At 65.4% G+C, this 19,928-nt stretch carries 20 protein-coding genes and 1 tRNA gene; 12 read left to right on the top strand and 9 right to left on the bottom strand.

Annotated elements, in window-relative coordinates:
- The first annotated feature begins 29 nt into the window (after positions 1 to 29).
- From IEX33_RS09840 to IEX33_RS09830, 3 genes are read left to right on the top strand one after another with little or no spacing between them, the layout of a single operon-like run.
- Positions 30 to 1,391 (top strand): acetyl-CoA C-acetyltransferase, encoded by a 1,362-nt coding sequence (locus tag IEX33_RS09840; protein ID WP_188729729.1) that lies wholly within the window; start codon positions 30 to 32, stop codon positions 1,389 to 1,391.
- 9 nt (positions 1,392 to 1,400) lie between these two features.
- On the top strand, positions 1,401 to 2,741 hold the full coding sequence (locus IEX33_RS09835; protein ID WP_188729727.1) for a 3-oxoacyl-ACP reductase: 1,341 nt from the start codon (positions 1,401 to 1,403) through the stop codon (positions 2,739 to 2,741).
- Entirely contained in the window at positions 2,738 to 3,649 is a 912-nt protein-coding gene (locus IEX33_RS09830; protein ID WP_188729725.1) for a MaoC/PaaZ C-terminal domain-containing protein, read from the top strand. The genes IEX33_RS09835 and IEX33_RS09830 overlap by 4 nt, the downstream gene beginning before the upstream one ends.
- Here the strand turns inward: IEX33_RS09830 and IEX33_RS09825 are convergent.
- From IEX33_RS09825 to IEX33_RS09805, 5 genes are all read right to left on the bottom strand, one after another.
- Positions 3,646 to 4,764, bottom strand: coding sequence for an FUSC family protein (locus IEX33_RS09825; RefSeq protein ID WP_188729722.1), 1,119 nt, complete (start codon positions 4,762 to 4,764; stop codon positions 3,646 to 3,648). The genes IEX33_RS09830 and IEX33_RS09825 overlap by 4 nt on opposite strands.
- Before the next feature lie 80 nt (positions 4,765 to 4,844).
- On the bottom strand, positions 4,845 to 5,954 hold the full coding sequence (locus IEX33_RS09820) for a serine hydrolase domain-containing protein (RefSeq protein ID WP_188729720.1): 1,110 nt from the start codon (positions 5,952 to 5,954) through the stop codon (positions 4,845 to 4,847).
- Between the two features lie 41 nt (positions 5,955 to 5,995).
- Positions 5,996 to 7,096 carry a glutathione S-transferase family protein gene (locus IEX33_RS09815; RefSeq protein WP_188729718.1) on the bottom strand — a complete coding sequence of 367 codons (1,101 nt, stop codon included), beginning with the start codon at positions 7,094 to 7,096 and terminating at the stop codon, positions 5,996 to 5,998.
- 9 nt (positions 7,097 to 7,105) lie between these two features.
- Entirely contained in the window at positions 7,106 to 7,846 is a 741-nt protein-coding gene (locus tag IEX33_RS09810) for a M50 family metallopeptidase (RefSeq protein WP_188729717.1), read from the bottom strand.
- 159 nt (positions 7,847 to 8,005) lie between these two features.
- Complete coding sequence (locus IEX33_RS09805) at positions 8,006 to 8,308, bottom strand: DUF4193 domain-containing protein (protein ID WP_066275770.1); 303 nt, start codon at positions 8,306 to 8,308, stop codon at positions 8,006 to 8,008.
- Positions 8,309 to 8,517: 209 nt separating this feature from the next.
- Here IEX33_RS09805 and IEX33_RS09800 point away from each other — a divergent pair, with 209 nt between their 5' ends.
- The 4 genes from IEX33_RS09800 (at position 8,518) to IEX33_RS09785 (ending at position 12,282) form a co-directional block, all read left to right on the top strand.
- Positions 8,518 to 9,663 (top strand): glycosyltransferase family 9 protein, encoded by a 1,146-nt coding sequence (locus tag IEX33_RS09800; RefSeq protein ID WP_188729715.1) that lies wholly within the window; start codon positions 8,518 to 8,520, stop codon positions 9,661 to 9,663.
- Entirely contained in the window at positions 9,660 to 10,631 is a 972-nt protein-coding gene (locus IEX33_RS09795) for a glycosyltransferase family 9 protein (RefSeq protein WP_188729712.1), read from the top strand. Before IEX33_RS09800 ends, IEX33_RS09795 begins: the two co-directional genes overlap by 4 nt.
- A 74-nt stretch (positions 10,632 to 10,705) precedes the next feature.
- Positions 10,706 to 10,930 carry a hypothetical protein gene (locus IEX33_RS09790; RefSeq protein ID WP_188729710.1) on the top strand — a complete coding sequence of 75 codons (225 nt, stop codon included), beginning with the start codon at positions 10,706 to 10,708 and terminating at the stop codon, positions 10,928 to 10,930.
- A 365-nt stretch (positions 10,931 to 11,295) separates the two neighbouring features.
- Positions 11,296 to 12,282, top strand: coding sequence for a metallophosphoesterase (locus IEX33_RS09785; protein ID WP_229675313.1), 987 nt, complete (start codon positions 11,296 to 11,298; stop codon positions 12,280 to 12,282).
- Between the two features lie 281 nt (positions 12,283 to 12,563).
- Here IEX33_RS09785 and IEX33_RS09780 read toward each other — a convergent pair.
- Positions 12,564 to 12,646: transfer RNA gene (locus IEX33_RS09780), tRNA-Leu, on the bottom strand.
- Between the two features lie 171 nt (positions 12,647 to 12,817).
- Here IEX33_RS09780 and IEX33_RS09775 point away from each other — a divergent pair.
- Positions 12,818 to 14,122: a M20/M25/M40 family metallo-hydrolase gene (locus IEX33_RS09775; protein ID WP_188729708.1), complete on the top strand. Its 1,305-nt coding sequence runs from the start codon at positions 12,818 to 12,820 to the stop codon at positions 14,120 to 14,122.
- Between the two features lie 10 nt (positions 14,123 to 14,132).
- Positions 14,133 to 15,293: an acyl-CoA dehydrogenase family protein gene (locus IEX33_RS09770; protein WP_188729706.1), complete on the top strand. Its 1,161-nt coding sequence runs from the start codon at positions 14,133 to 14,135 to the stop codon at positions 15,291 to 15,293.
- Here the strand turns inward: IEX33_RS09770 and IEX33_RS09765 are convergent.
- Positions 15,290 to 15,523, bottom strand: coding sequence for a DUF5703 family protein (locus IEX33_RS09765; RefSeq protein ID WP_009358575.1), 234 nt, complete (start codon positions 15,521 to 15,523; stop codon positions 15,290 to 15,292). The two genes, IEX33_RS09770 and IEX33_RS09765, sit on opposite strands and share 4 nt — an antisense overlap.
- 39 nt (positions 15,524 to 15,562) lie before the next feature.
- Between IEX33_RS09765 and IEX33_RS09760 the strand changes: the two genes are divergently transcribed.
- Positions 15,563 to 15,829 carry a hypothetical protein gene (locus tag IEX33_RS09760; protein WP_104187157.1) on the top strand — a complete coding sequence of 89 codons (267 nt, stop codon included), beginning with the start codon at positions 15,563 to 15,565 and terminating at the stop codon, positions 15,827 to 15,829.
- Positions 15,830 to 15,839: 10 nt separating this feature from the next.
- Here IEX33_RS09760 and IEX33_RS09755 read toward each other — a convergent pair whose 3' ends face one another.
- Positions 15,840 to 16,775 (bottom strand): aldo/keto reductase, encoded by a 936-nt coding sequence (locus IEX33_RS09755; RefSeq protein WP_188729704.1) that lies wholly within the window; start codon positions 16,773 to 16,775, stop codon positions 15,840 to 15,842.
- A 52-nt stretch (positions 16,776 to 16,827) separates the two neighbouring features.
- On the opposite strand from IEX33_RS09755, the gene IEX33_RS09750 reads away from it, so the two are divergent.
- Together IEX33_RS09750 and mshC are read left to right on the top strand one after the other, a co-directional pair.
- Positions 16,828 to 17,661, top strand: coding sequence for an undecaprenyl-diphosphate phosphatase (locus IEX33_RS09750; protein ID WP_174174468.1), 834 nt, complete (start codon positions 16,828 to 16,830; stop codon positions 17,659 to 17,661).
- Between the two features lie 15 nt (positions 17,662 to 17,676).
- Positions 17,677 to 18,954: a cysteine--1-D-myo-inosityl 2-amino-2-deoxy-alpha-D-glucopyranoside ligase gene (mshC, locus tag IEX33_RS09745; protein ID WP_188729702.1), complete on the top strand. Its 1,278-nt coding sequence runs from the start codon at positions 17,677 to 17,679 to the stop codon at positions 18,952 to 18,954.
- Positions 18,955 to 19,003: 49 nt separating this feature from the next.
- Here mshC and IEX33_RS09740 read toward each other — a convergent pair whose 3' ends face one another.
- A complete protein-coding gene (locus tag IEX33_RS09740; RefSeq protein WP_104187148.1) occupies positions 19,004 to 19,909 on the bottom strand; it encodes a PAC2 family protein in 906 nt (301 codons plus the stop codon).
- Positions 19,910 to 19,928 lie beyond the last annotated feature (19 nt).

Below are 19,928 nucleotides of genomic sequence, written 5' to 3'. Positions count from 1 at the left end.
GTAACCGCACGTGACCCGAGGAGATATCCATGTCCATTGACGGACAGTCCACCGCTGGACCCGAAGAAGCACGCAGCCTGGCTGCGAAGACCACTGACCTCCGCAGGGCAGTGATCGTCGGAGGAAACCGGATCCCGTTTGCCCGCGCCGGCAGCGCCTACGCAAAGTCCTCCAACCTGGACATGCTGACCGCGGCACTGGACGGGCTCATCGCCAGGTTCGGCCTGCAGGACGAGCGCATCGGGGAAGTGGCTGCCGGTGCGGTCCTCAAGCACTCCAGGGACTTCAATCTCACCCGTGAAGCCGTGCTGGGCTCCGCGCTCTCCGCCGAGACCCCGGCCTACGACCTGCAGCAGGCCTGTGCCACCGGCCTGGAGACCGTGGTGGGCCTGGCGAACAAGATCAAGCTGGGACAGATCGACTCAGCAGTGGCCGGCGGCGTGGATTCCGCTTCGGATGCTCCCGTGGTGGTCAGCGAGGGCCTTCGCGAAGTGATCCTGGACCTCAGCCGGGCAAAGACGCTGCCGCAGCGGCTGCAGATCCTCGGCCGGCTGCGGCCCAAGGACTTGGCCCCGTTGGCTCCCGGGACGGCCGAGCCCCGCACCGGCCTGTCCATGGGGGAGCACCAGGCCCTCACCACGGCACAGTGGAAGATTTCGCGCGAGGCCCAGGACGAGCTGGCCTACAACAGCCACCGGAACCTCGCGGCCGCCTACGAGGCCGGGTTCTTCGATGACCTCATCACGCCGTACCGGGGCCTGGCGCGCGACGGCAACCTCCGCGCCGATACGTCGCTCGAAAAGCTCGCTACCCTCAAGCCGGTCTTCGGCAAGAACCTCGGTGCCGACGCCACCATGACGGCCGGCAACTCCACGCCGCTGACGGACGGGGCCTCAACGGTCCTGCTGGCTTCCGAGTCCTGGGCGGACGCCCATGACCTGCCCAAGCTCGCGGCCGTGGTGGACGCCGAGGCCGCCGCCGTCGACTTTGTCCATGGCAAGGATGGCCTGCTGATGGCTCCCGTGTTCGCCGTGCCCAGGCTGCTGGCCCGGCAAGGCCTCACGCTTGCGGACATCGACTTCTTCGAAATCCACGAAGCCTTTGCCGCCACGGTCCTCAGCACTCTGGCGGCCTGGGAGGACGAAGAGTTCGGCCGGACACGGCTCGGCCTGGAGGGCGCCTTTGGCAGCGTTGACCGTTCGCGCCTGAACGTTAACGGCTCGTCCTTGGCCGCCGGCCATCCATTCGCCGCCACCGGCGGCCGGATTGTGGCGTCCCTGGCCAAGCAGCTCCACGCCAAAGGCAGGACGGACGGACGGCCCTCACGGGGCCTGGTCTCGGTCTGCGCCGCCGGCGGCCAGGGCGTCGTCGCCATTCTCGAATCGCTGTAGGGGACACAGATGACAGACAAGTACGCACAACTGGTACACCACGGCGTTGGCCGGAACGTGGCCAAAAAGCTCGGACTGCCCCAGCCCGCGGCTCTCCGCAGATACCAGCCCGGGCAGCCCTTGATCACCGGCCCCCTCCTGGTGCAGGGAAACACCGCCGAAGCGGACAACCTGGCTGCCGAACTACTCTCCTGGGACCTCGATGTCCGGCGGCACGCGGTACCCCGCGAGAAACTTGGTGCCATCATCCTGGCGCTGGACGAAGTAGCCGGCCCCGGGGATCTCGAAAAGCCCATTCTCACGGCAGCGGCCTCGCTGAGGGACCTCGCCCCCGGCGGGCGGGTGGTCACGGTGTCGCGGCCGGCGTCAGAGGCAGATTCCCCGTCCGCTGCGGCTGCCCGCCAGGGGATCGACGGGTTCCTGCGCTCGCTGGCCAAGGAACTGCGCGGCGGCGCCACTGGCAACGGCATAGTTCTCCGGGAAGGCGTCCCGGCAACAAGCGCAAGTTCCCTGGCCGCCCTCCGGTTCTTCCTCTCGGGCCGTTCCGCCTTCGTGGACGGGCAATTCATCACCGTGTCCAGCACCTCCGGCGAGCCCGCCCGCGACGTTGACCAGCCGCTGGCAGGCAAGATTGCCGTAGTGACCGGAGCTGCCCGCGGCATCGGCGCAGCCATTGCCCGCACCCTGCACCGTGACGGCGCCACGCTCATCCTTGTCGACGTTCCGGCCGCCGGTGACCAGCTGGCAGCCGTGGCGAACGAGGTCCGCGGGACAGCCCTGCAGCTGGACATCAGCAGGGACGATGCCGGGCAGCGGATCATCGGGCACGCGGCACAACGCCACGGCCGTCTGGACATCATGGTCCACAATGCAGGCATCACCCGGGATAAGCTCCTCGCCAACATGGACCACTCGAAGTGGAGCTCGGTGATCAGCATCAACATCACCGCGCAGCTCCGGATCAACGAAGCGCTGCTTGCGTCTGAACGCTTCCGGGAATCCCCGCGTATTGTGTCTGTTGCTTCCACCAGCGGCATCGCCGGCAACAGGGGGCAGACCAACTACGCGGCGTCCAAGGCAGGGGTAATGGGAATGGTCAGGGCCAGCGCTCCGCTCCTGGCAGCGCACGGGGGCAGCATCAACGCGGTGGCCCCGGGCTTCATCGAAACCGAGATGACGGCACGGATCCCCCTCGCCGTCAGGGAGATCGGGCGGCGGCTGAATTCGCTGCAGCAGGGCGGCACGCCAACGGATGTTGCAGAAACCATCGCGTTCCTGGCAAGCGACGCCGCCGCGGGTATCAACGGGGAGGTCCTGCGGGTATGCGGGCAGAACATGGTGGGGGCATGACCTCCGCCCAGCCGGTCATTCTGGGGGAGATGCCGTCGCTGTCCAAACTGTACGTCAACGCCGCAGCGCAGGCCGCACGCCGCCGGCTCTTGGGCGCCCACGAGGGCACTGCACTGCCGGCTGAAAGCCATGAAGTGCGGGGCGTCGCCGTCGACGTTGCCACCCTCACCGCGTACCAGCACCTGATCGGCGAAACAGCCAGCGACGTGCTGCCGGCCGGGTTCATCCACGCCCTCGCTTTTCCCCTGGCCATGAGTGTGATGAACAGGGACGATTTTCCCTTGCCGTTGCTCGGTATGATCCACCTTCGCAACAGCGTGGAGCAGCGGATTCCCGTGTTCTTCACCGACGCACTGGACATCACCGCCAGGGTGGAGAACCTGCGTGGGCACCGGTCGGGCACACAGGTGGACGTTATTGCCGAGGTCCGCCGGGCTGGAACAGCCGAGGTCTGCTGGCTGGGAATCTCCACGTACCTTGCCAAGGGAGTCTTCCTCCCGGGCATCGACAAACCGTCCCCGGCTCCCGACCGGGCGGAATTCAAGGCACCTGATCCCACGGCCCTCTGGCAACTCGGTGTTGATACCGGCCGTGCCTACGCGGCAGTCTCCGGCGACTTCAATCCGATTCACTTGAGCGTTCTCTCCGCCAAGGCATTGGGGATGCGCCGGTCCATAGCGCACGGCATGTACCTTGCCTCCAGGGCGCTCGCCGATGTAGGCCCGTCCCGTGGTGATTCCTTCGCCTGGGGCGTGGACTTCGACGCCCCGGTGTTTCTTCCCTGCCGGGTTGCCTTGGAGATCACAACAGTAGATAGCCCTGCCGGAGCGTGGGACAGGTCCGACTTCGTGGCGTGGAATCCCCGCTCAGGGAGGCGCCATTTCCACGGTTCAGTGAGCGCCCTCTAAGAAGCTGACCGGACAGCCCGTAGGATCCGGTGGAGGCTCAGGAGGACCGATTCGGACGCCGGAACCATGCCCTGGTCCGGCTGCCTCCCGGCGGTGGCTGCGAGGCAGGCTTCCACCGCCGACCTGGCCGCCCTGAGCTTCTCCTCCTGCGTGGCCGGGTCATCCTCGCTGAACGAGCGCAGAAGATCACCCGCTGACTTCAGGGCGTCAGCCAGCGGGGCGTTGTCCTGCAGCGGCACCCCGTACGGCACGTCACTCTCGTAAATGACATCCGACAGCACGTCCGTAATGTCCTGGATGTGGAAGGTCACCCGCTCCAGTTCGCGCAGGTTGCGGTAGTCGAGGTCAACATCGCGGGGGTGGAGTTTGCGCCGCGGGTTTGCCCTGCGGCTGGCGTCCGCTTCCTTGACGAGATGCCGGACTGAGCGGGCAGCGGCCGAGAGTTCGTCCGAACGGCGGGACCAGTCCTCGTGCTTGGGCGGCCACTCTTCCAGAAGTGCCTTGCCCATGTCAGTGAGCTGTTTCCCGAGGGCGATGCGCAAATCGTCCAGGCTGGCTGCCGCGGCATTGAAGTGCAGCGGTGGGAAGATCAGGAAATTGACGCCGATTCCCACAGCGACGCCGGCACCCATCTGGACGAGGTATCCGAAGGAAAAATCGTCCGGATTACTGCCGCCGATCAGCAGGACCAACAGCGCCGCCGTCGGGATCCAGTCACTGCCCTTGCCAATTCCGGGAAGGCCCCCCAACAGCACGCCGATCCCCATGATCAGGGCCACGGCAACGGGCGACGGGTCGGTGACATTAACAAGCACGAACGCCAGTCCAATGCCCATGGCAAGGCCGGCAAGGGCCTGCAGTCCCTGCTGTATGGAGCCGGCAACATTGTGGTACATAGCTACCAGCGCGCCCAGCGGTGCGTAGTAGGGATACTGGGCAGCCACCCCCGGCATCAGCGGAGCGATGAGGAACGCCACTCCGGCAGCAACGGCCGCTTTTGCCGCCAGCTGGAGCCGCTGTGTTGCAAAGGCCGCAGACAGCCCCGATACCGCCTGTTTGAGGAAAATGGTCCCCTTGGCCCAGCGGGCATCCGGGCGTACTTTCGGCTTGGTCATCCGTACAACGTTACGGGCGATTCACGGTTGCGGACAAAGCTGCTGGTCAAGCGTCCGCGCCGGCACGGGAGCAGGACGGTTCAGGACAGGTCCGCCGCCGATCGGCGTACTTCAGCTGCCAGTCGGTGTGCACGGCCCGGTGTCCGGCCGTCCTCCTGCCGCTGCGGGATGTAGCCGAACCCCAGCCCATAGACCGGGTCCGCAAACCCGAGGGCGGCGTTGGCGCCCTCATGCCCAAACGCTCGGTGGCTGCCGAAGTTACGCGACGGGTGCGGTTTCATGAAGACAACGGCGAACGCGTTGTCCAGGCCGGAGGAGCGGTCAAGGCCCCACACTTGTTCCCGGGACATGAGGTCAACGGTGGCAGCGTTGAGGAACGGTGTCCCTCCGTTGGTGCCCGTGGTGGCCGCGGCGTAGAGGCGGGCCAGGCCTTCAGCGGTTCCCACCCCTCCGGCGGCCGACATCCCTGCGGCCCGAACGGAGCGGATGTTGGGGAGTTCCATGATGGTGCTTACGGCGGCGTTGCTGTTCAGGCCTTCAAGGCTGAGTGGATCCACCCAAGGTTGCTCCGGGCCGGCCGAATAGAGGACGTTCCGGTAGCGGGATTCCTGTTCCTCCGGCAGTCCGAGGAAAAAGTCGACGCTGAACGGACCCCGGATCCGCCGCCCATACACCTCCTGCAGCGTTTCTCCGGCCGTGCGGCGGCACAGTTCCTCCATGATGATCCCGATGGTGAGCGCGTGGTAGCCGAACTGCCTGCCGGGCTCCCAGGCCGGGGCCTCTGCGGCGAGCCGGGCAGCGGCGGCCGGGGTGGTGAACTCTTCCAGGGGGAAGCCGCCTTCAACGCCCATGAGCCCGGCCTGGTGGGACAAGGCCTGCCGGACCAGGAGCCGGTCTTTTCCATGCACCCCAAACTCCGGCCAGTAGTGTGCCACGGTCTGGTCCAGGTTCAGCAGTCCGTCCTGCACCAGCAGTCCGATCACCATGGCGGCCACGCCCTTGGAACAGGAATACGCCCCTGTCACGGAGTCCGGAGCCATGTCCGGCCCGCCGGACAGCCCCACCACCTGGACGCCGTCCTTATACGCGGCCAGTTGCGCGCTGTACTGCGGGTCATCGCGAAGGAATGAGTCGAACAGTTCCAGGACGCCGCCGTATCCGGGCGCCAGAAAGCCGTGTGATGTCTGCATGGCGCAATTCTAGCCGGAAAGCGCTTACCGCCCGGTGCCGTCTATTGTCCCGGAGAAGCCCCATGGCCGGGCGCCACTTCCTCGCCCTCTTTGACAGGTCCGGGCGGGGTGCCGTCTCCAAAGGGACGGCCGCCAAGTGCTTCCCGGCCATGGGCTTCCAGCCAGCCGCTCAGGTCCGGTCCCGCAGGAACGATGCCGGTGGGGTTGATGTCCTCATGGACGATGTAATAGTGCTGCTTGATCTGCACGAAGTCGATGGTGTCCCCAAAGCCGGGGGTCTGGAAGAGGTCCCGGGCGTAGCCCCAGAGGACGGGCATTTCGTTGAGTTTCTGGCGGTTGCACTTGAAGTGGCCGTGGTAAACGGCGTCGAAGCGGGCCAGCGTGGTGAACAGCCGGACGTCCGCTTCGGTGATGGTGTCGCCCACCAGGTAGCGCTGCCCCGAGAGCCGGTCTTCCAGCCAGTCAAGCGCGGACCACAGCCGGGCGTAGGCGGCGTCGTAGGCTTCCTGGGACCCTGCAAAGCCGCAGCGGTATACCCCGTTGTTGACCTCGGTGAACACGTGCTTGTTGACCTGGTCGATCTCCTCCCGCAGAGTCTCCGGGTACAGGTCCGGCGCCCCCGGGCGGTGGAACTCCGCCCACTCGGTGGCGAAGTCCAGGGTGATCTGCGGGAAATTGTTGGTTACCACGGCGCCCCTGGACACGTCCACGATTGCCGGGACGGTGATGCCCCGCGGGTAGCCAGGGAAACGCCTGAAGTAGGCATCCTGGAGTCTTCCGATACCCAGGACCGGGTCCACGCCTCCCGGATCGAGGTCAAAGGTCCACGATCGCGCATCGTGGGTGGGGCCGGGCTGTCCCAGGGAAATAGCGTCCTCCAGGCCGAGCAGGCGCCGGACGATGACAGTCCTGTTGGCCCAGGGGCAGGCGCGTGCTGCGATCAGCCGGTAGCGGCCCGCCTCCACGGGCCAGCCGGGCTCGCCATTGCTGCCCGGGGAACCATCCTTGGTGATGCGGTCCTCGATGTAATTGGTATCACGGTTGAATTCCGCTCCACCGGTGACATAGGCGCCGCGGGTACTGTGCTCTGCGCCGCCCACCTCGGTGGGCGGCTGGGTGGTGGTGTCCGTTTCCTGGCTCATGGGACCAGCCTATGCTCCCGCGTAAAGGACTGTGGAGATGGGCTGCCAGGCCCAGAGCCAGGAACCCGCCACCAGCGCTGCGAAAAGGACGATCCAGACTGCTGAGGGAACCGACGTGGCGCGCCACAGCAGGTAGGCGTCAGAACTGGCCAGCCGCTCCCGCCGACGCAGGTGAAGGTGCGCCAGCTTGACCAGGTCGCGCACGGCGGCCACCAGCAGTGCCACACCCAGGATGACGGCCACATGCCCTACGAATGACGTCGGAACCAAAAGGATGAGAAGCACTGTCACCGCGATCGCGGTGACAGTAATGAGGATGCCGGCAAAATTCCGCAGGAACAGCAGCGAGGCGGCCAGGGCCAGGCCACCGGCCATGATGGCGGCCGGGCCCCAGCCATTGAACCCGCACCAGACAAACGCGGCACCTACGATCGCCGGGACCGGGTACCCCCAAAAGCACGACCACGCACTGGCGAGCCTGCTGCGGCTGAACGTAGTGGTGGTTCCGGAGTGGTCGAGGCGGAGCCGGATGCCCGAGAGCCGCTGGCCGCTGAGCAGTGCTGCCACCGCGTGCCCCATTTCGTGCGTTGCCGTGGCCAGCAGGCCGAAATACCTCCACGAACGCCCCGGAACTGACAGGGCTGCAGCTACCACCAGTGCCAGGACCAGCTCGGTAAGAGTCACCCTCGGGGAGTCCGCGCGGCTGAACGCGTCCAGCAGCCTGGTCCAGAGGTCGCCGGTTATGTTCATCGAGGCCAGGTGCCGGCCGGGTCATCGTGTGCCATACGCGCCACAGTACCGGGGCCTCCTGGGTGCCGCCTTAAAACCGAAAGGCACGCCAACATCAGGGCGTGCCTTAGGATCGGTGGGGCCACGGATGTTCCCGAAGCCCCACGTCGACTGAGTTAACTAGCCTTCGCACTCGGTGCAGTAGCTGTGGCCATCCTTCTGGCGAGCAATCTGGGACCGGTGACGGACCAGGAAGCAGGAGTAGCAGGTGAATTCATCTTCAGCCTGCGGGATGACCTGTACCACGAGCTCTTCGGCCACGAACTCGCCTCCGGGCACGCCTGCGCCGTCGAGCCCGTCAGCCTCATCCAGCTCAAGCACAACGCTGCGTGCATCGGGAGCATTTGCTGACTGGAGCTGCTCGAGTGAGTTGTCCTGCGATTCCTTGACGTCGGAGCGCAGTTCATCGTAATCGGTTGCCACTTTAGGTGCTTCTCTTTTCTTTGGTTCGCCTGTCGCGTATGAAACGTACAGCATCACGAGGCTATTCCCCAATAGCCAGAGTATGTTGACCGTCTGCTGGGTAAGGGTTGAACGGACGCAGTCCGCGGTTAATCACCGCAGCACGGGTGCAGGCCAGCGGAGGACGCAACGGACGGAGGCGTTCCCCACACTATGAGTAAGGGGTAAACATGGAGCAGCTCACCGCAGAGTTCGGTGGTTCCCGGCGGACAGGTACCGGCGTTGGCCCTGTCCTGGAAAAATTCCAGGACGTGACGAGGATCGCTGTACTGCGTGGCGGAGGCTTGGGCGATCTCGTCTTTGCCCTCCCTGCCATATCCGCCCTCAAAGCGGCCTATCCCGACGCCTCAATCACCTTGCTGGGTACTCCCGTGCACCAGGCACTGCTTGCCGCCACCATAAGTCCCGTAGACGAGGTGTGCATCCTTCCGTTTGCTGAAGGCGTCCGTCCGGGGCAGGAGAACGCGGACGAGTTGGAGGCGTTTATTGACGACATGCGGGGACAGGGGTTCGACCTGGCCATACAGCTCCACGGCGGAGGGCGCTACTCAAACCCGTTCCTCCTTCGCCTCGGTGCCCGGCACACAGTGGGCACACGGACAGCGGACGCCGCCAGCCTGGAGCGTACCGTTCCCTACCTCTATTACCAGCACGAGCCGCTAAGGGCACTGGAAGTGGCCGGCCTGGCCGGCGCCTACCCCGTCGACCTGGAGGCCCGCCTGGCACCCGCGCCGGGACTGGCCCGCCCCGCCGTCGTAATGGACGACGGCGGCCCGGCGCCTTTGGTGGTGGTGCATCCGGGCGCTACGGATCCCCGCCGCCGCTGGCCGGTTGTGCGGTTTGCTGAACTTGCGGCGGCGTGCGCCGCGGACGGCCTCCGGGTTGTTGTCGTCGGGGACGGGAGTGAACAGGGACTGGCCGCAGAGATCGCGGAACAGGCAGCCTCCGCCCACGTCCGTTCCCTGGCGGGGGACCTGGATATGGGCGGGCTTGTGGCGCTCCTGGCCAGCGCGGCTGTAGTTGTTGGCAACGACAGCGGCCCCCGGCACCTCGCCCAGGCACTGGGAGTCCCCACTGTGGGAATTTTCTGGGCGGGCAACGTCATCAACGCCGCGGCGCTGGGCAGGAGCCTGCACCGCATTCACGCATCCTGGGTCACCGCCTGCCCTACCTGCGGGATAGACGTCACCCAGGTTGGCTGGACGGCGCCGCGGTGCCCGCACAACGATTCACTGGTGGCCGATGTTGCAGTGCGGGATGTCTACGAGGACGTGCGGAGCCTGGCCGCCACCGAGCTGCCGGAAGGGGACGCATGAGCGGCGGGGAACTCCTCGCCCACGCCGCGCCGGGGAAACAGGGCGACGGAAGACCGGAACTCCTGGTGCTTCGGGCACTGAAGCTGGGGGACCTGCTGGTGGCCGTGCCTGCCCTCAAGGCCCTTCGCCGCGCCTACCCCGGGCACCGGCTGCGGTATGCGGCGCAGGGATGGCTGTCAGAGGCATTGGGACTGGTGGGCGGCTACGAGCTACTGCCCACCCATGGCCTGGACGAGCCGCTGGCCGTGGAACCCGGCGTGGTGGATGTTGCAGTGAACCTGCACGGCAGTGGTCCCGAGAGCCAGGGACGGATTGAGGCATTGCAGGCGCGGCGAACTATCGGGCACCGGAGCGAACACCGGGACGGGCCGCCGTGGCGTGCCAGGCTGCATGAAAGGGAACGCTGGGCCGCGCTCCTGGAGTGGCACGGCATCGAAGCTGACCCGCTGGACATCCAGCTGAACGCGCCCCAGCAGTCCAGCCCCGTTCCTGCAGCCACCGTTCTGCATGTCGGGGCAGCCTATGGCAGCCGCCTCTGGCCTGCTGAGCGGTTCGCCGCCGTTGCCTCAGCACTCGCCGTGGCCGGGCACAATGTCGTCCTTACGGGCAGCAGTACGGAACGGGACCGTGCAGCGGAGGTATGCCGGCAGTCCGGGCTGTCCCAGGACGCGGTGCTGGCCGGACGGCTGGGACTGGGGGAGTTCGCTGCCACCATCGCAGCGGCCCGGCTGGTGATCTCCGCGGATACCGGGGCCGCGCACCTGGCCTCCGCGTACGGGACGCCTTCGGTGGTGCTGTTTGGGCCTGCTCCGCCCGAAATCTGGGGCCCGCCCCCCGGGCCGCATATAGTCCTGACCCGGGCTGAGCTGCGGCGGGGTGACACGTTTGCCCACCAGCCGGACCCTGCCCTGCTGGCAGTCACCGTGCAGGATGTCCTGGAGGCAGTGGGGGTACTGGGCGTACTGTAGAGCTCCCCGGACCCGGCGAAACCGACCTGGGACTCGTCTCTCTTTGTACGCCTGCACGGCCTAAAATATTCGTTATGGGCACTGAGCTGGAAATCGCCTTGGTGTTGTCCACGGCGTTCCTATGGGTCACGGGCACATTCGCAATCCTGTCCGCGATTGACCGCCCGGAGAGGAAAGCCCGCCGCCGGGAGCGCAGGGCCAGCCGGGCCGGTGAGCGCCGCGTCCTGTACAGGCCGGCAGTCAAGGGTTCGCGGCTCGCAGAAGGCACCAGGCCCCCACGGAGACTTCATCCGCATTGACGCAGCCAAACGGTGCCGGACCTGCCGGGGCCCGCGGGCTCCGGCAGGTCCGTCACTGGGAGTGTTTCAGGGGCCTCGGCAACCCACTTAGCACTGTTACCAAATCGTTGACAAAAGCCGCGCTGCCTTGGGTGCGCCTGGTCCCGTCTCCTGGTGGGGCACGGCACAAGCCGTGCAGACAGCCCGTAGCCAACATGGAACCGGGCACCGCACCGCAGCCGCTGTGGACCTGGCCTCCGCAGACCACCTGTAGGCCGCGCCCGTGCCCATTGTCCTCCCAGTCCACACCGGTAGGATCGCTTCAAGCTACAAACCCAATACACATCCCGGGGGTTGGTTCATCCATGTTTCGTAGCACGCGATCTGTGAGGCAGCTGCTGGCCGCCGGAATGGCAACCCTGAGCCTGGTAGTCCTTGCCGCCTGCGGATCCCCCGAGGAAAAGTCCGTACACTTCACCGCCGCCGGAGACATCGGCCTGGGTGAGGGTGCCCTGGCGGTGCTGGACACGGTGGCCGAACTGAAGCCGGACTTCAACATCGCGCTGGGTGATTTCCCCTACGAGCCCGGTGCCGACCAGGAATTCTGCGACATGGTTACCGGGAAGTTGGGAGCGGACTTCCCTTACCAGCTGCTTCCTGGAAACCATGAGAGCGACGGCTCTGACGGCGACATCAAGAAGTTGGCGGCATGCCTGCCTAACAGGCTTCCCGGCCTGCAAGGCGACTACGCGGAACAGTGGTTCGTAGACGTTCCGCAGGAAGAACCCCTGGCGCGGATCATCGTGGTTTCACCTGGCATCGAATTTCCGGCTGGCAAGCTCGACTACTCAAAGGGCAGCGATCGGTGGAACTGGACGGAAAAGGCAATCGACGGAGCGCGGGCGGAGAACATCCCCTGGACAGTGGTGGCCATGCATACTCCCTGCTTCACGATGGGACGGTATGCCTGCGCAGCGGGGGAGTCACTCACCAACATGCTGATCAGCAAGAAGGTGGACCTGGTTCTCAACGGCCATGAGCACCTGTACCAGCGGACACACCAACTCGGCTTCAGTGACAGGTGCGAGTACATGACGGTCAAAACCGTTGAGAAGAGATGCGTGGTGGACACCGGAGACTCCATGACCCAAGGCAGGGGAACAGTCTTCATCACCGTGGGCATTGGCGGGCGGACACCCCGCGAGATCAATCGCGACGACCCCGAGTCGCACTACTTCGCATCCTGGTCAGCCGGTAACCACAATTCGACCCTCGGGACACTGGATGTGACCGCAACCAGCAGCCGCATGGACGTGAAACTTGTCCCGGCGGACGGCTACACCTTCTCTGATTCCTTCAGCATCCGGAAGTAACCACGGACGCAGGGTGCGCCACAAACAGCAAAGCCGGGAACTAAGTCCGGGCGGTGAGTGGAGCCGGCGACGGCTGGGGGGCGAGCACACGTGGTCTCAGGCGTGCGCTCTCGTCGCCGGCTCCGTGAACCACATTATGATCCGCGTGCCGCTGGCACACGAGTAGTTGGTACCTGCTTTGGGAGGACCCCGTACGCGGCTTCATGTGCCAGCCACCGGCGCAGTGGGCAGGGACACAAAAAAGCCCCGGAAAATCAGCGATTTTCCGGGGCTTCCCTTTGTGCGCGGAGGGGGACTTGAACCCCCACCCCCTTTCGAGGACTAGCACCTCAAGCTAGCGCGTCTGCCATTCCGCCACCCGCGCAGGTGGTAATTCGGAAACCGTTTCCGCCTTTCAGCGTTTCGCATTTCTCCGAAGCAGCGAGAAAAACTCTAACACGACTTTTCCTGAAACATCGAATCGGGCCAAGTGGGTAGGCTGAGGGCAGTGCACCAGCGCTGCACCAGCCAGTCATTTCCCAGTGAGGAGCCCTCCATGCCTGACGTCCTGCCCGAGGATGAAGTTGTCCGGATCTGCCAGGAACTCATCCGGATAGACACCTCCAACTTCGGTGACGGATCGGGCCCGGGGGAGCGTGCCGCGGCAGAGTATGCCGCCGGGCTTATTGAGGAAGTCGGCATGGAGGCCGAAATCTTTGAGTCTGCTCCGGGGCGGGCAAACGTGGTCACCCGCATGGCCGGGGAGGACCCGTCCGCCAGCGCCCTGGTGGTGCACGGCCACCTGGACGTGGTGCCGGCGCTTCGGGACCAGTGGTCTGTGGACCCGTTCGGCGCGGAACTGAAGGACGGGCTGATCTGGGGACGCGGCGCCGTCGACATGAAAGACATGGACGCCATGATCCTTGCCGTGCTGCGGGGATTCGCCCGGACAGGCAGGAAGCCCAAGCGGGACATCATCTTCGCCTTCTTCGCGGACGAGGAGGCGGGCGGCGCCTACGGTGCCCGCTACGCCGTGGACAAGCGCCCGGAGCTGTTCGAGGGCGCGACCGAGGCGATCTCCGAGGTGGGCGGATTCTCTGCCACTATCGGTGGCCAGCGGACGTACCTGCTCCAGACAGCGGAGAAGGGCATCTCGTGGCTGCGGCTTGTTGCCCACGGCAGGGCGGGACACGGCTCGCAGATCAGCACGGATAACGCCGTGACGCGGCTGGCCGGTGCCGTGACGCGCATCGGCGAGTACAAGTGGCCCATTGAGCTGACCCCCACCACCCGCCAGTTCCTGGACGGCGTGACGGAACTCACGGGCGTGGAGTTCGATGCAGATAACCCGGACATTCTGCTCAGCCAGCTGGGGACCGTAGCCCGGTTCGTGGGGGCAACACTCCAGAACACCACCAACCCCACGCTGCTCAAGGGCGGCTATAAGCACAACGTCATCCCTGAGTCCGCGGAGGCGCTGATCGACTGCCGCACCTTGCCCGGCCAGCAGGAGCACGTCCTGGAAATCGTCCGCGACCTGGCCGGCACGGGCGTCGACGTCAGCTACGTCCACCAGGACGTCTCCCTGGAGGTGCCCTTCGCAGGCAACCTAGTGGATTCCATGATCGACGCCCTGCACTCCGAGGACCCCGGCGCCAAGGTCCTGCCGTACACCCTCTCCGGCGGAACCGACAACAAATCGCTGAGCAGGCTCGGTATCACCGGCTACGGCTTTGCGCCCCTGATGCTGCCGGATGAGCTGGACTTTACCGGTATGTTCCACGGCGTCGATGAGCGGGTTCCCGCGGATTCCCTGAAGTTCGGTGCACGTGTCCTCAACACCCTCCTCACCAACTACTGAGCGGGCCGCCATGACCCCCGAGGAAGTCCTGCCCGACGCCCTCCTGGAGCGGATCCGCGGCCGTGCCGCCGGTTACGACCGGGAGAACGCGTTCTTCCATGAGGACCTTGCGGAGCTTGCAGAGGCCGGTTACCTGAAGATGTTCGTGCCAACGGACGACGGCGGCCTGGGCTTTGGCCTCGAAGCGGCGGCCCAGTGCCAGCGCAGGCTGGCAACGGCTGCGCCAGCCACGGCACTGGCCGTCAACATGCACCTGGTGTGGACCGGCGTCGCACATGTCCTCAAAGCCCGCGGTGACAGCTCCCTCGACTTCGTCCTCAAGGAAGCGGCGGAGGGCGAGATCTTCGCGTTCGGCAACTCCGAGGCCGGCAACGATTCGGTCCTGTTCGATTCGCGGACCACAGCCACGCAATTTCCCGGCGGCGGATACTCCTTCACAGGGACCAAAATCTTCACCAGCCTCTCGCCGGCGTGGACCCGGCTGGGAATTTTCGGCAAGGACCCGGACGCCCGGGATGGGGAAGGCGAGCTGGTCCACGGCTTCATCACGCGGGAAACGCCCGGATACCGCATCGTGGACGACTGGGACACCCTGGGCATGCGGGCGAGCCAGTCCAACACCACCATCCTGGATGGGGCCACTGTTCCGCCGGAGCGGATCTTCCGCAGGATCCCCGTCGGTCCCAGCAGGGACCCGCTGATCTTCGCTATCTTCGCCTGTTTCGAGACACTGCTCGCAGCCGTCTACACGGGTCTGGGGGAGCGCGCCCTCGCCGCGGGCGTGGAGACCGTGAAGCGGCGCACGTCATTCAAGAACAACGGACGCAGCTACGCGCAGGATCCGGACATCCGCTGGAAGGTTGCAGAGGCGGCCATGGCCATGGACAGCCTGTATCCGCAGTTGGCCTCTGTGGCCGCTGACGTGGACGGCCTGGTGGACCACGGACCGCAGTGGTTCCCAAAGCTGGTGGGGCTGAAGGTGAACGCCACGGAGACTGCGCGGCGTGTTGTGGACCTGGCCATCCGCGTCAGCGGGGGATCGAGCTATTTCCGCGGCTCAGAACTGGAGCGCCTCTACCGGGATGTACTGGCAGGCATGTTCCATCCGTCCGATGACGAGTCCGCCCACAACACCGTTGCCAACGCCTGGCTGGGACCGCTGGAAGGCTAGACCGTCCGCTGGACCTGCAGCACCCGCCGGCGCAGCCAAAAGCGGCGGCCCCCGCCCACGTAGAGCTTGCTGCGCTCCAGCTCCCACTTGCCGTACTCGGAATGTTCCACCAGGCGGCGCCGTGCCTCATGCAGTGAATCATCAGGACTGACCGTCAGTACGAGGTACTCGTACTGCCTCAAATAGTCCCGTTCCCGCTGGACCGAGCTGGTGAGAAATTGTTCCTTCATTGCTCTCCATTTTCGTCCTTTTCCGGCTAACGTGAAGTCATGAGCATCGATCCGCGTGTCGCGCTTCAGTCCTTGACCACCGCTATGGAAGAACACCTTATAGCAGCATCCAACCGCCGCGGAGATGGTGACCCCTCCGTGGAGGCGGCGTTCTTTGCGGTCGCAGACGCCTTCGAAGTTTATGAAGATGCGCTCTATGAGGCCTACAACGAGGTAACGCCGCTCCAGGTCTTTGATGACGAGGACGACGAGGACGAGGAAAGCGACGTGGATGACGACGAGGACCTGGAGATCGTCCAGGAATAAGTCCGCGGATTTACAGCGGCGCTGAAACATCCTCAAGGGCCCGGGCAATTTCGGGTGGCAGGGGTGTGAGCTGCGCGTCCAACAGCTCTTTCAGCTGCGCGGGCGTGCGGGGACCCACAATGGCGGTGGCCACGCCGTGCTGGGACAGGAGCCAGCTGAGGGAGACGTCCTGCGGAGTCCGCCCCAGGCCCTTGGCCGCCATGCATACGGCCTCCACGGTTCGGGACGGCTTCTCCTCCAAGTAGGGCTCCACGTACCCGGCTTCGGCCGCTGATGCGGCCCGCGATCCGGAGGGGATGCTGCCGCGGTACTTGCCGGTCAGAGCACCGCGGCCCAGCGGCGCCCAGGCCATAAGGCCCAGGCCTGCGTCTTCCGCCGCGGGGATGAGTTCAGCTTCGGGCCGGCGCTGCAGGAACGAGTACTCGGACTGGACCGCCACCAGTGGGAATCCGGCAACCGCAGCCGCCTTGGCCGTCTGCCACCCGTTGAAGTTGGAAACGCCCGCATACCGTGCCCTGCCGGTACGGACCGCGAACTCCAACGCGGACAGGGTTTCGTCCAGCGGAACGTTGGCGTCCCAGGCCTGGGCAAACCAGATATCCACGTAGTCGGTGCCCAACCGGGCCAAACTCGCGTCAAGTCCGGTGAGCATGGCATTCCGCGAGGTGTCCACGCCGCGCCGGCCATCCGGCGTCGTCATCCCCGCTTTGGTGGAGATGGAAATCTCCGTCCGCGCCACGACGTCGCCCAGCAGTGAGCCGATCATTGCCTCCGACCTGCCGCCGGCGTAGGACGCGGCAGTATCAACGTGCCGGCCGCCCGCGTTAAGGAAGGTGCGCAGGAGTTCCGAGGCGTCCTGTTCGTCGGTTTCGCCGGCCCAGCCCATGGTGCCGAGGGAAAGGGCGGACACACGCAATCCACTGTTGCCGACGTAACGCTGCTGCATAGCAGCAAGCTTACGGGCAGAACCGGCACTGCCTATGACGTAGGGTCTTAGCGTGAACTGGTTTGAGGCGGCCCTGCTGGGCCTAGTGCAGGGACTGACCGAATTTCTACCGATTTCATCAAGTGCGCATCTTCGGATTGTGGGGCAATTCCTGCCCAATGCGGCTGACCCGGGGGCAGCGTTCACAGCCATCACCCAGTTGGGCACCGAGACCGCGGTCCTGGTCTATTTCTGGCGGGACATTGTCCGGATCGTTAAGGGTTGGACTGGTTCGCTTACCGGGAAGGTATCGCGGCAGGACCCGGACGCCCGGATGGGCTGGCTGGTCATCCTGGGCAGCCTGCCGATCATTGTTCTTGGCCTTCTGTTCCAGGACCAGATCGAGTCCGTGCTCCGCAGCATGTGGATCGTTGCCACCATGTTGATCGTCTTCGGGCTTTTCCTTGCCGTTGCGGACGCTATCGGCAGGCAGGAGCGGGACCTCAGCAGGCTGACCTACAAGCACGGCATCCTCTATGGCTTCGCACAGGCCCTGGCCCTGATTCCCGGCGTTTCCCGGTCCGGAGGCACCATCACGGCCGGCCTCCTGATGGGTTACACCCGCGAGGCCGCCGCCCGCTATTCCTTTCTTCTTGCCATCCCTGCGGTGTTCGGCAGCGGGTTCTACCAGCTCTACAAGACGGTCACCAATGAGGGCATCGCCGGCCCGTACGGACTGCCGGAAACCGCCCTGGCCACGATGATCGCCTTCGTTGTGGGATACGTCATCATTGGCTGGTTCCTGAAGTTCGTGTCCACCCGCAGCTACAGGTTGTTCGTCTGGTACCGGATCTTCCTGGGACTCGCCCTGTACCTCCTGCTCGGTTTCAATGTCATCAGCGCCTAGCACTAGGCTTGGTGTGTGAAATCCTGGATATCCCGCCCCGTTCCTGACGTGCCCGGAAGCATGCCCGCCATCCGGCTGTTCGACACAGCGGTGCGCCGCGAGGTGGTACTGGAGAACGAGAGCCGGCCGTCCATGTATGTCTGCGGCATCACGCCTTACGACGCCACCCACATGGGGCACGCATCCAGTTACGTTGCTTTTGACCTCCTGAACCGCGCCTGGCGGGACTCCGGCCGGGACGTTGCGTATGTGCAGAACGTCACGGATGTCGACGATCCGCTCCTGGAACGTGCCGAGGCGACGGGGGTTGACTGGCGGGACCTGGCTGCCGGCCAGATCGAGCTCTTCCAAACGGACATGGAAGCACTCAATGTCCTGCCGCCGGACCACTATGTGGGCGCCGTGGAATCCATTGGGCTGATCGTCCCGGAAGTGGAACGGCTTGTGAGCCTGGGGCTGGCCTACACAGTGCAGGGCAGCAATGGCGAGCCTGACGGGGACGTCTATTACGACGTCGAGGCGGCGGGCAAGCAATCCGTCGCACCTGATGCGTGGACGCTGGGATGCATCTCCGGGCTGGCAGAGAGCGAGATGCTCGAGCTCTTCGCGGAACGCGGCGGCGATCCCGGACGGGCCGGCAAGCGGCAGGCACTGGACCCGCTGCTGTGGCGCGTGGCCCGTGAAGGCGAACCGAGCTGGCCCGGCGGCAGCCTGGGAGCAGGGAGGCCCGGCTGGCATATTGAATGCACAGTCATCGCGCAGAAGTACCTGCCTTCACCCTTCACCGTCCAGGGCGGCGGTTCGGACCTCATCTTCCCGCACCACGAGATGGGCGCCGGGCATGCCTACTCGCTGGCGGGTGTTCCGTTGGCCAAGCACTACGCCCACGCCGGCATGGTGGGCCTCGATGGCGAGAAGATGAGCAAGTCAAAGGGAAACCTGGTGCTCGTGTCGAAACTCCGGGCGGCGGGGGAGGACCCCGCGGCGATCCGCCTTGGCATCCTGGCCCACCACTACCGCTCCGACTGGGCCTGGACCAACGAAGGTTTCGAGGAGGCTAAGGCCACACTTGCAGCGTGGCGCCGGGCCCTGGGCCATGCCCCCAAAGACTCTGCCGCCCCCCTAGTGGCCGAGATGCGCGCAGCGCTTGCCGCCGACCTCAACGCTCCTAACGCCATTGCGGCGGTTTCCCGCTGGGCGGAGCTGGCAAACGCCGACGGCGGACCTGCAAGCCCTGCCGACCAGGCCCTGGTCAAGGATGCGGTGGACGCCTTGCTGGGCGTGGTTCTCTAAACCGCCGTCCAGAGTATGAGGCAGCGCCCGGTTTGCAGGGCGCTGCCGGTCACGGCCGGTCCTGGCCCCGACGCTTGAGGTAACGCTCGAATTCGCGGGCAATCGATTCGCCAGTGGCTTCCGGGAGATCGGCCGTGTCCTTTGCTTCCTCGAGCTGCCGGACGTAGGCCGCAATTTCGGGATCCTCCGTGGCCAGTTCGTCCACGCCCCGCTCCCACGCGTCCGCTTCCTCAGCCAGCTCGTGCGTGTCCAGGGGAACCTGGAGCAGTTCCTCAATCCGGTGCAGGAGTGCCAGCTGGGCTTTCGGCGACGGCGCCTGGGCAACATAGTGCGGGACGGCTGCCCACAGCGAAACCGTGGGGATACCTGCCAGCAGTGCCACCTCCGACAGCACGCCGACGATGCCTACCGGGCCTTCGTACTGCGAGGCTTCCAGGTTCATCCGTTCGCGCAGCGGGGCGTCGTCCGACGAGGTGCTGACCGGAATCGGCCTGCTGTGCGGAACATCCGCCAGCAGGGCCCCGACCAGGACAACATAGTCAACGTTCAGCGCCTCGGCATGGACCAGGAGTTCCGCGGTGTAGGCGCGCCATTTATAGGACGGCTCCGTGCCTTGGACAAAGATGACGTCCACGTTGGAGTCCGGAGCGCTTGCTTTATAGATACGTGTAGAAGGCCATTTGATCTTGCGTTCACCGGCTGCGTTCCGGCGCACGGTGGGCCGCGTGAACTGGAAGTCGTAATACTCGTCGGCGTCGATGGAGGCCACTTTCTTGCCGCCCCACAATTTGTTCAGGTAGCGCAGGGAGTCGCTGGCCGCTTCCCCGGCGTCATTCCAGCCTTCAAAGGCGGCAAGCATCACTGTCACGCGCTGTCCGTCAGCTACCGGCTGCAGGAACCGCTCCTGTTCGGGCCCGGCACCCGGTTCTGTGGTGTCTCCCTCGAAGCTATTCATTTCTTCACCCTACGTCCAA

The organism is Pseudarthrobacter scleromae (genome assembly GCF_014644515.1).
Classification (GTDB): domain Bacteria; phylum Actinomycetota; class Actinomycetes; order Actinomycetales; family Micrococcaceae; genus Arthrobacter; species Arthrobacter scleromae.
Note: the sequence above shows the minus strand (reverse complement) of the source record. Positions and strands in the feature narration are given on the sequence as shown.

Bases quoted from the DNA above. Each gene is read 5' to 3' on its own strand.
- IEX33_RS09840 (WP_188729729.1), top strand. From the start codon at position 30: ATGTCCATTGACGGACAGTCCACCGCTGGACCCGAAGAAGCACGCAGC.
- IEX33_RS09835 (WP_188729727.1), top strand. From the start codon at position 1,401: ATGACAGACAAGTACGCACAACTGGTACACCACGGCGTTGGCCGGAAC.
- IEX33_RS09830 (WP_188729725.1), top strand. From the start codon at position 2,738: ATGACCTCCGCCCAGCCGGTCATTCTGGGGGAGATGCCGTCGCTGTCC.
- IEX33_RS09825 (WP_188729722.1), bottom strand. From the start codon at position 4,764: ATGACCAAGCCGAAAGTACGCCCGGATGCCCGCTGGGCCAAGGGGACC.
- IEX33_RS09820 (WP_188729720.1), bottom strand. From the start codon at position 5,954: ATGCAGACATCACACGGCTTTCTGGCGCCCGGATACGGCGGCGTCCTG.
- IEX33_RS09815 (WP_188729718.1), bottom strand. From the start codon at position 7,096: ATGAGCCAGGAAACGGACACCACCACCCAGCCGCCCACCGAGGTGGGC.
- IEX33_RS09810 (WP_188729717.1), bottom strand. From the start codon at position 7,846: ATGAACATAACCGGCGACCTCTGGACCAGGCTGCTGGACGCGTTCAGC.
- IEX33_RS09800 (WP_188729715.1), top strand. From the start codon at position 8,518: ATGGAGCAGCTCACCGCAGAGTTCGGTGGTTCCCGGCGGACAGGTACC.
- IEX33_RS09795 (WP_188729712.1), top strand. From the start codon at position 9,660: ATGAGCGGCGGGGAACTCCTCGCCCACGCCGCGCCGGGGAAACAGGGC.
- IEX33_RS09790 (WP_188729710.1), top strand. From the start codon at position 10,706: ATGGGCACTGAGCTGGAAATCGCCTTGGTGTTGTCCACGGCGTTCCTA.
- IEX33_RS09775 (WP_188729708.1), top strand. From the start codon at position 12,818: ATGCCTGACGTCCTGCCCGAGGATGAAGTTGTCCGGATCTGCCAGGAA.
- IEX33_RS09770 (WP_188729706.1), top strand. From the start codon at position 14,133: ATGACCCCCGAGGAAGTCCTGCCCGACGCCCTCCTGGAGCGGATCCGC.
- IEX33_RS09765 (WP_009358575.1), bottom strand. From the start codon at position 15,523: ATGAAGGAACAATTTCTCACCAGCTCGGTCCAGCGGGAACGGGACTAT.
- IEX33_RS09760 (WP_104187157.1), top strand. From the start codon at position 15,563: ATGAGCATCGATCCGCGTGTCGCGCTTCAGTCCTTGACCACCGCTATG.
- IEX33_RS09755 (WP_188729704.1), bottom strand. From the start codon at position 16,775: ATGCAGCAGCGTTACGTCGGCAACAGTGGATTGCGTGTGTCCGCCCTT.
- IEX33_RS09740 (WP_104187148.1), bottom strand. From the start codon at position 19,909: ATGAATAGCTTCGAGGGAGACACCACAGAACCGGGTGCCGGGCCCGAA.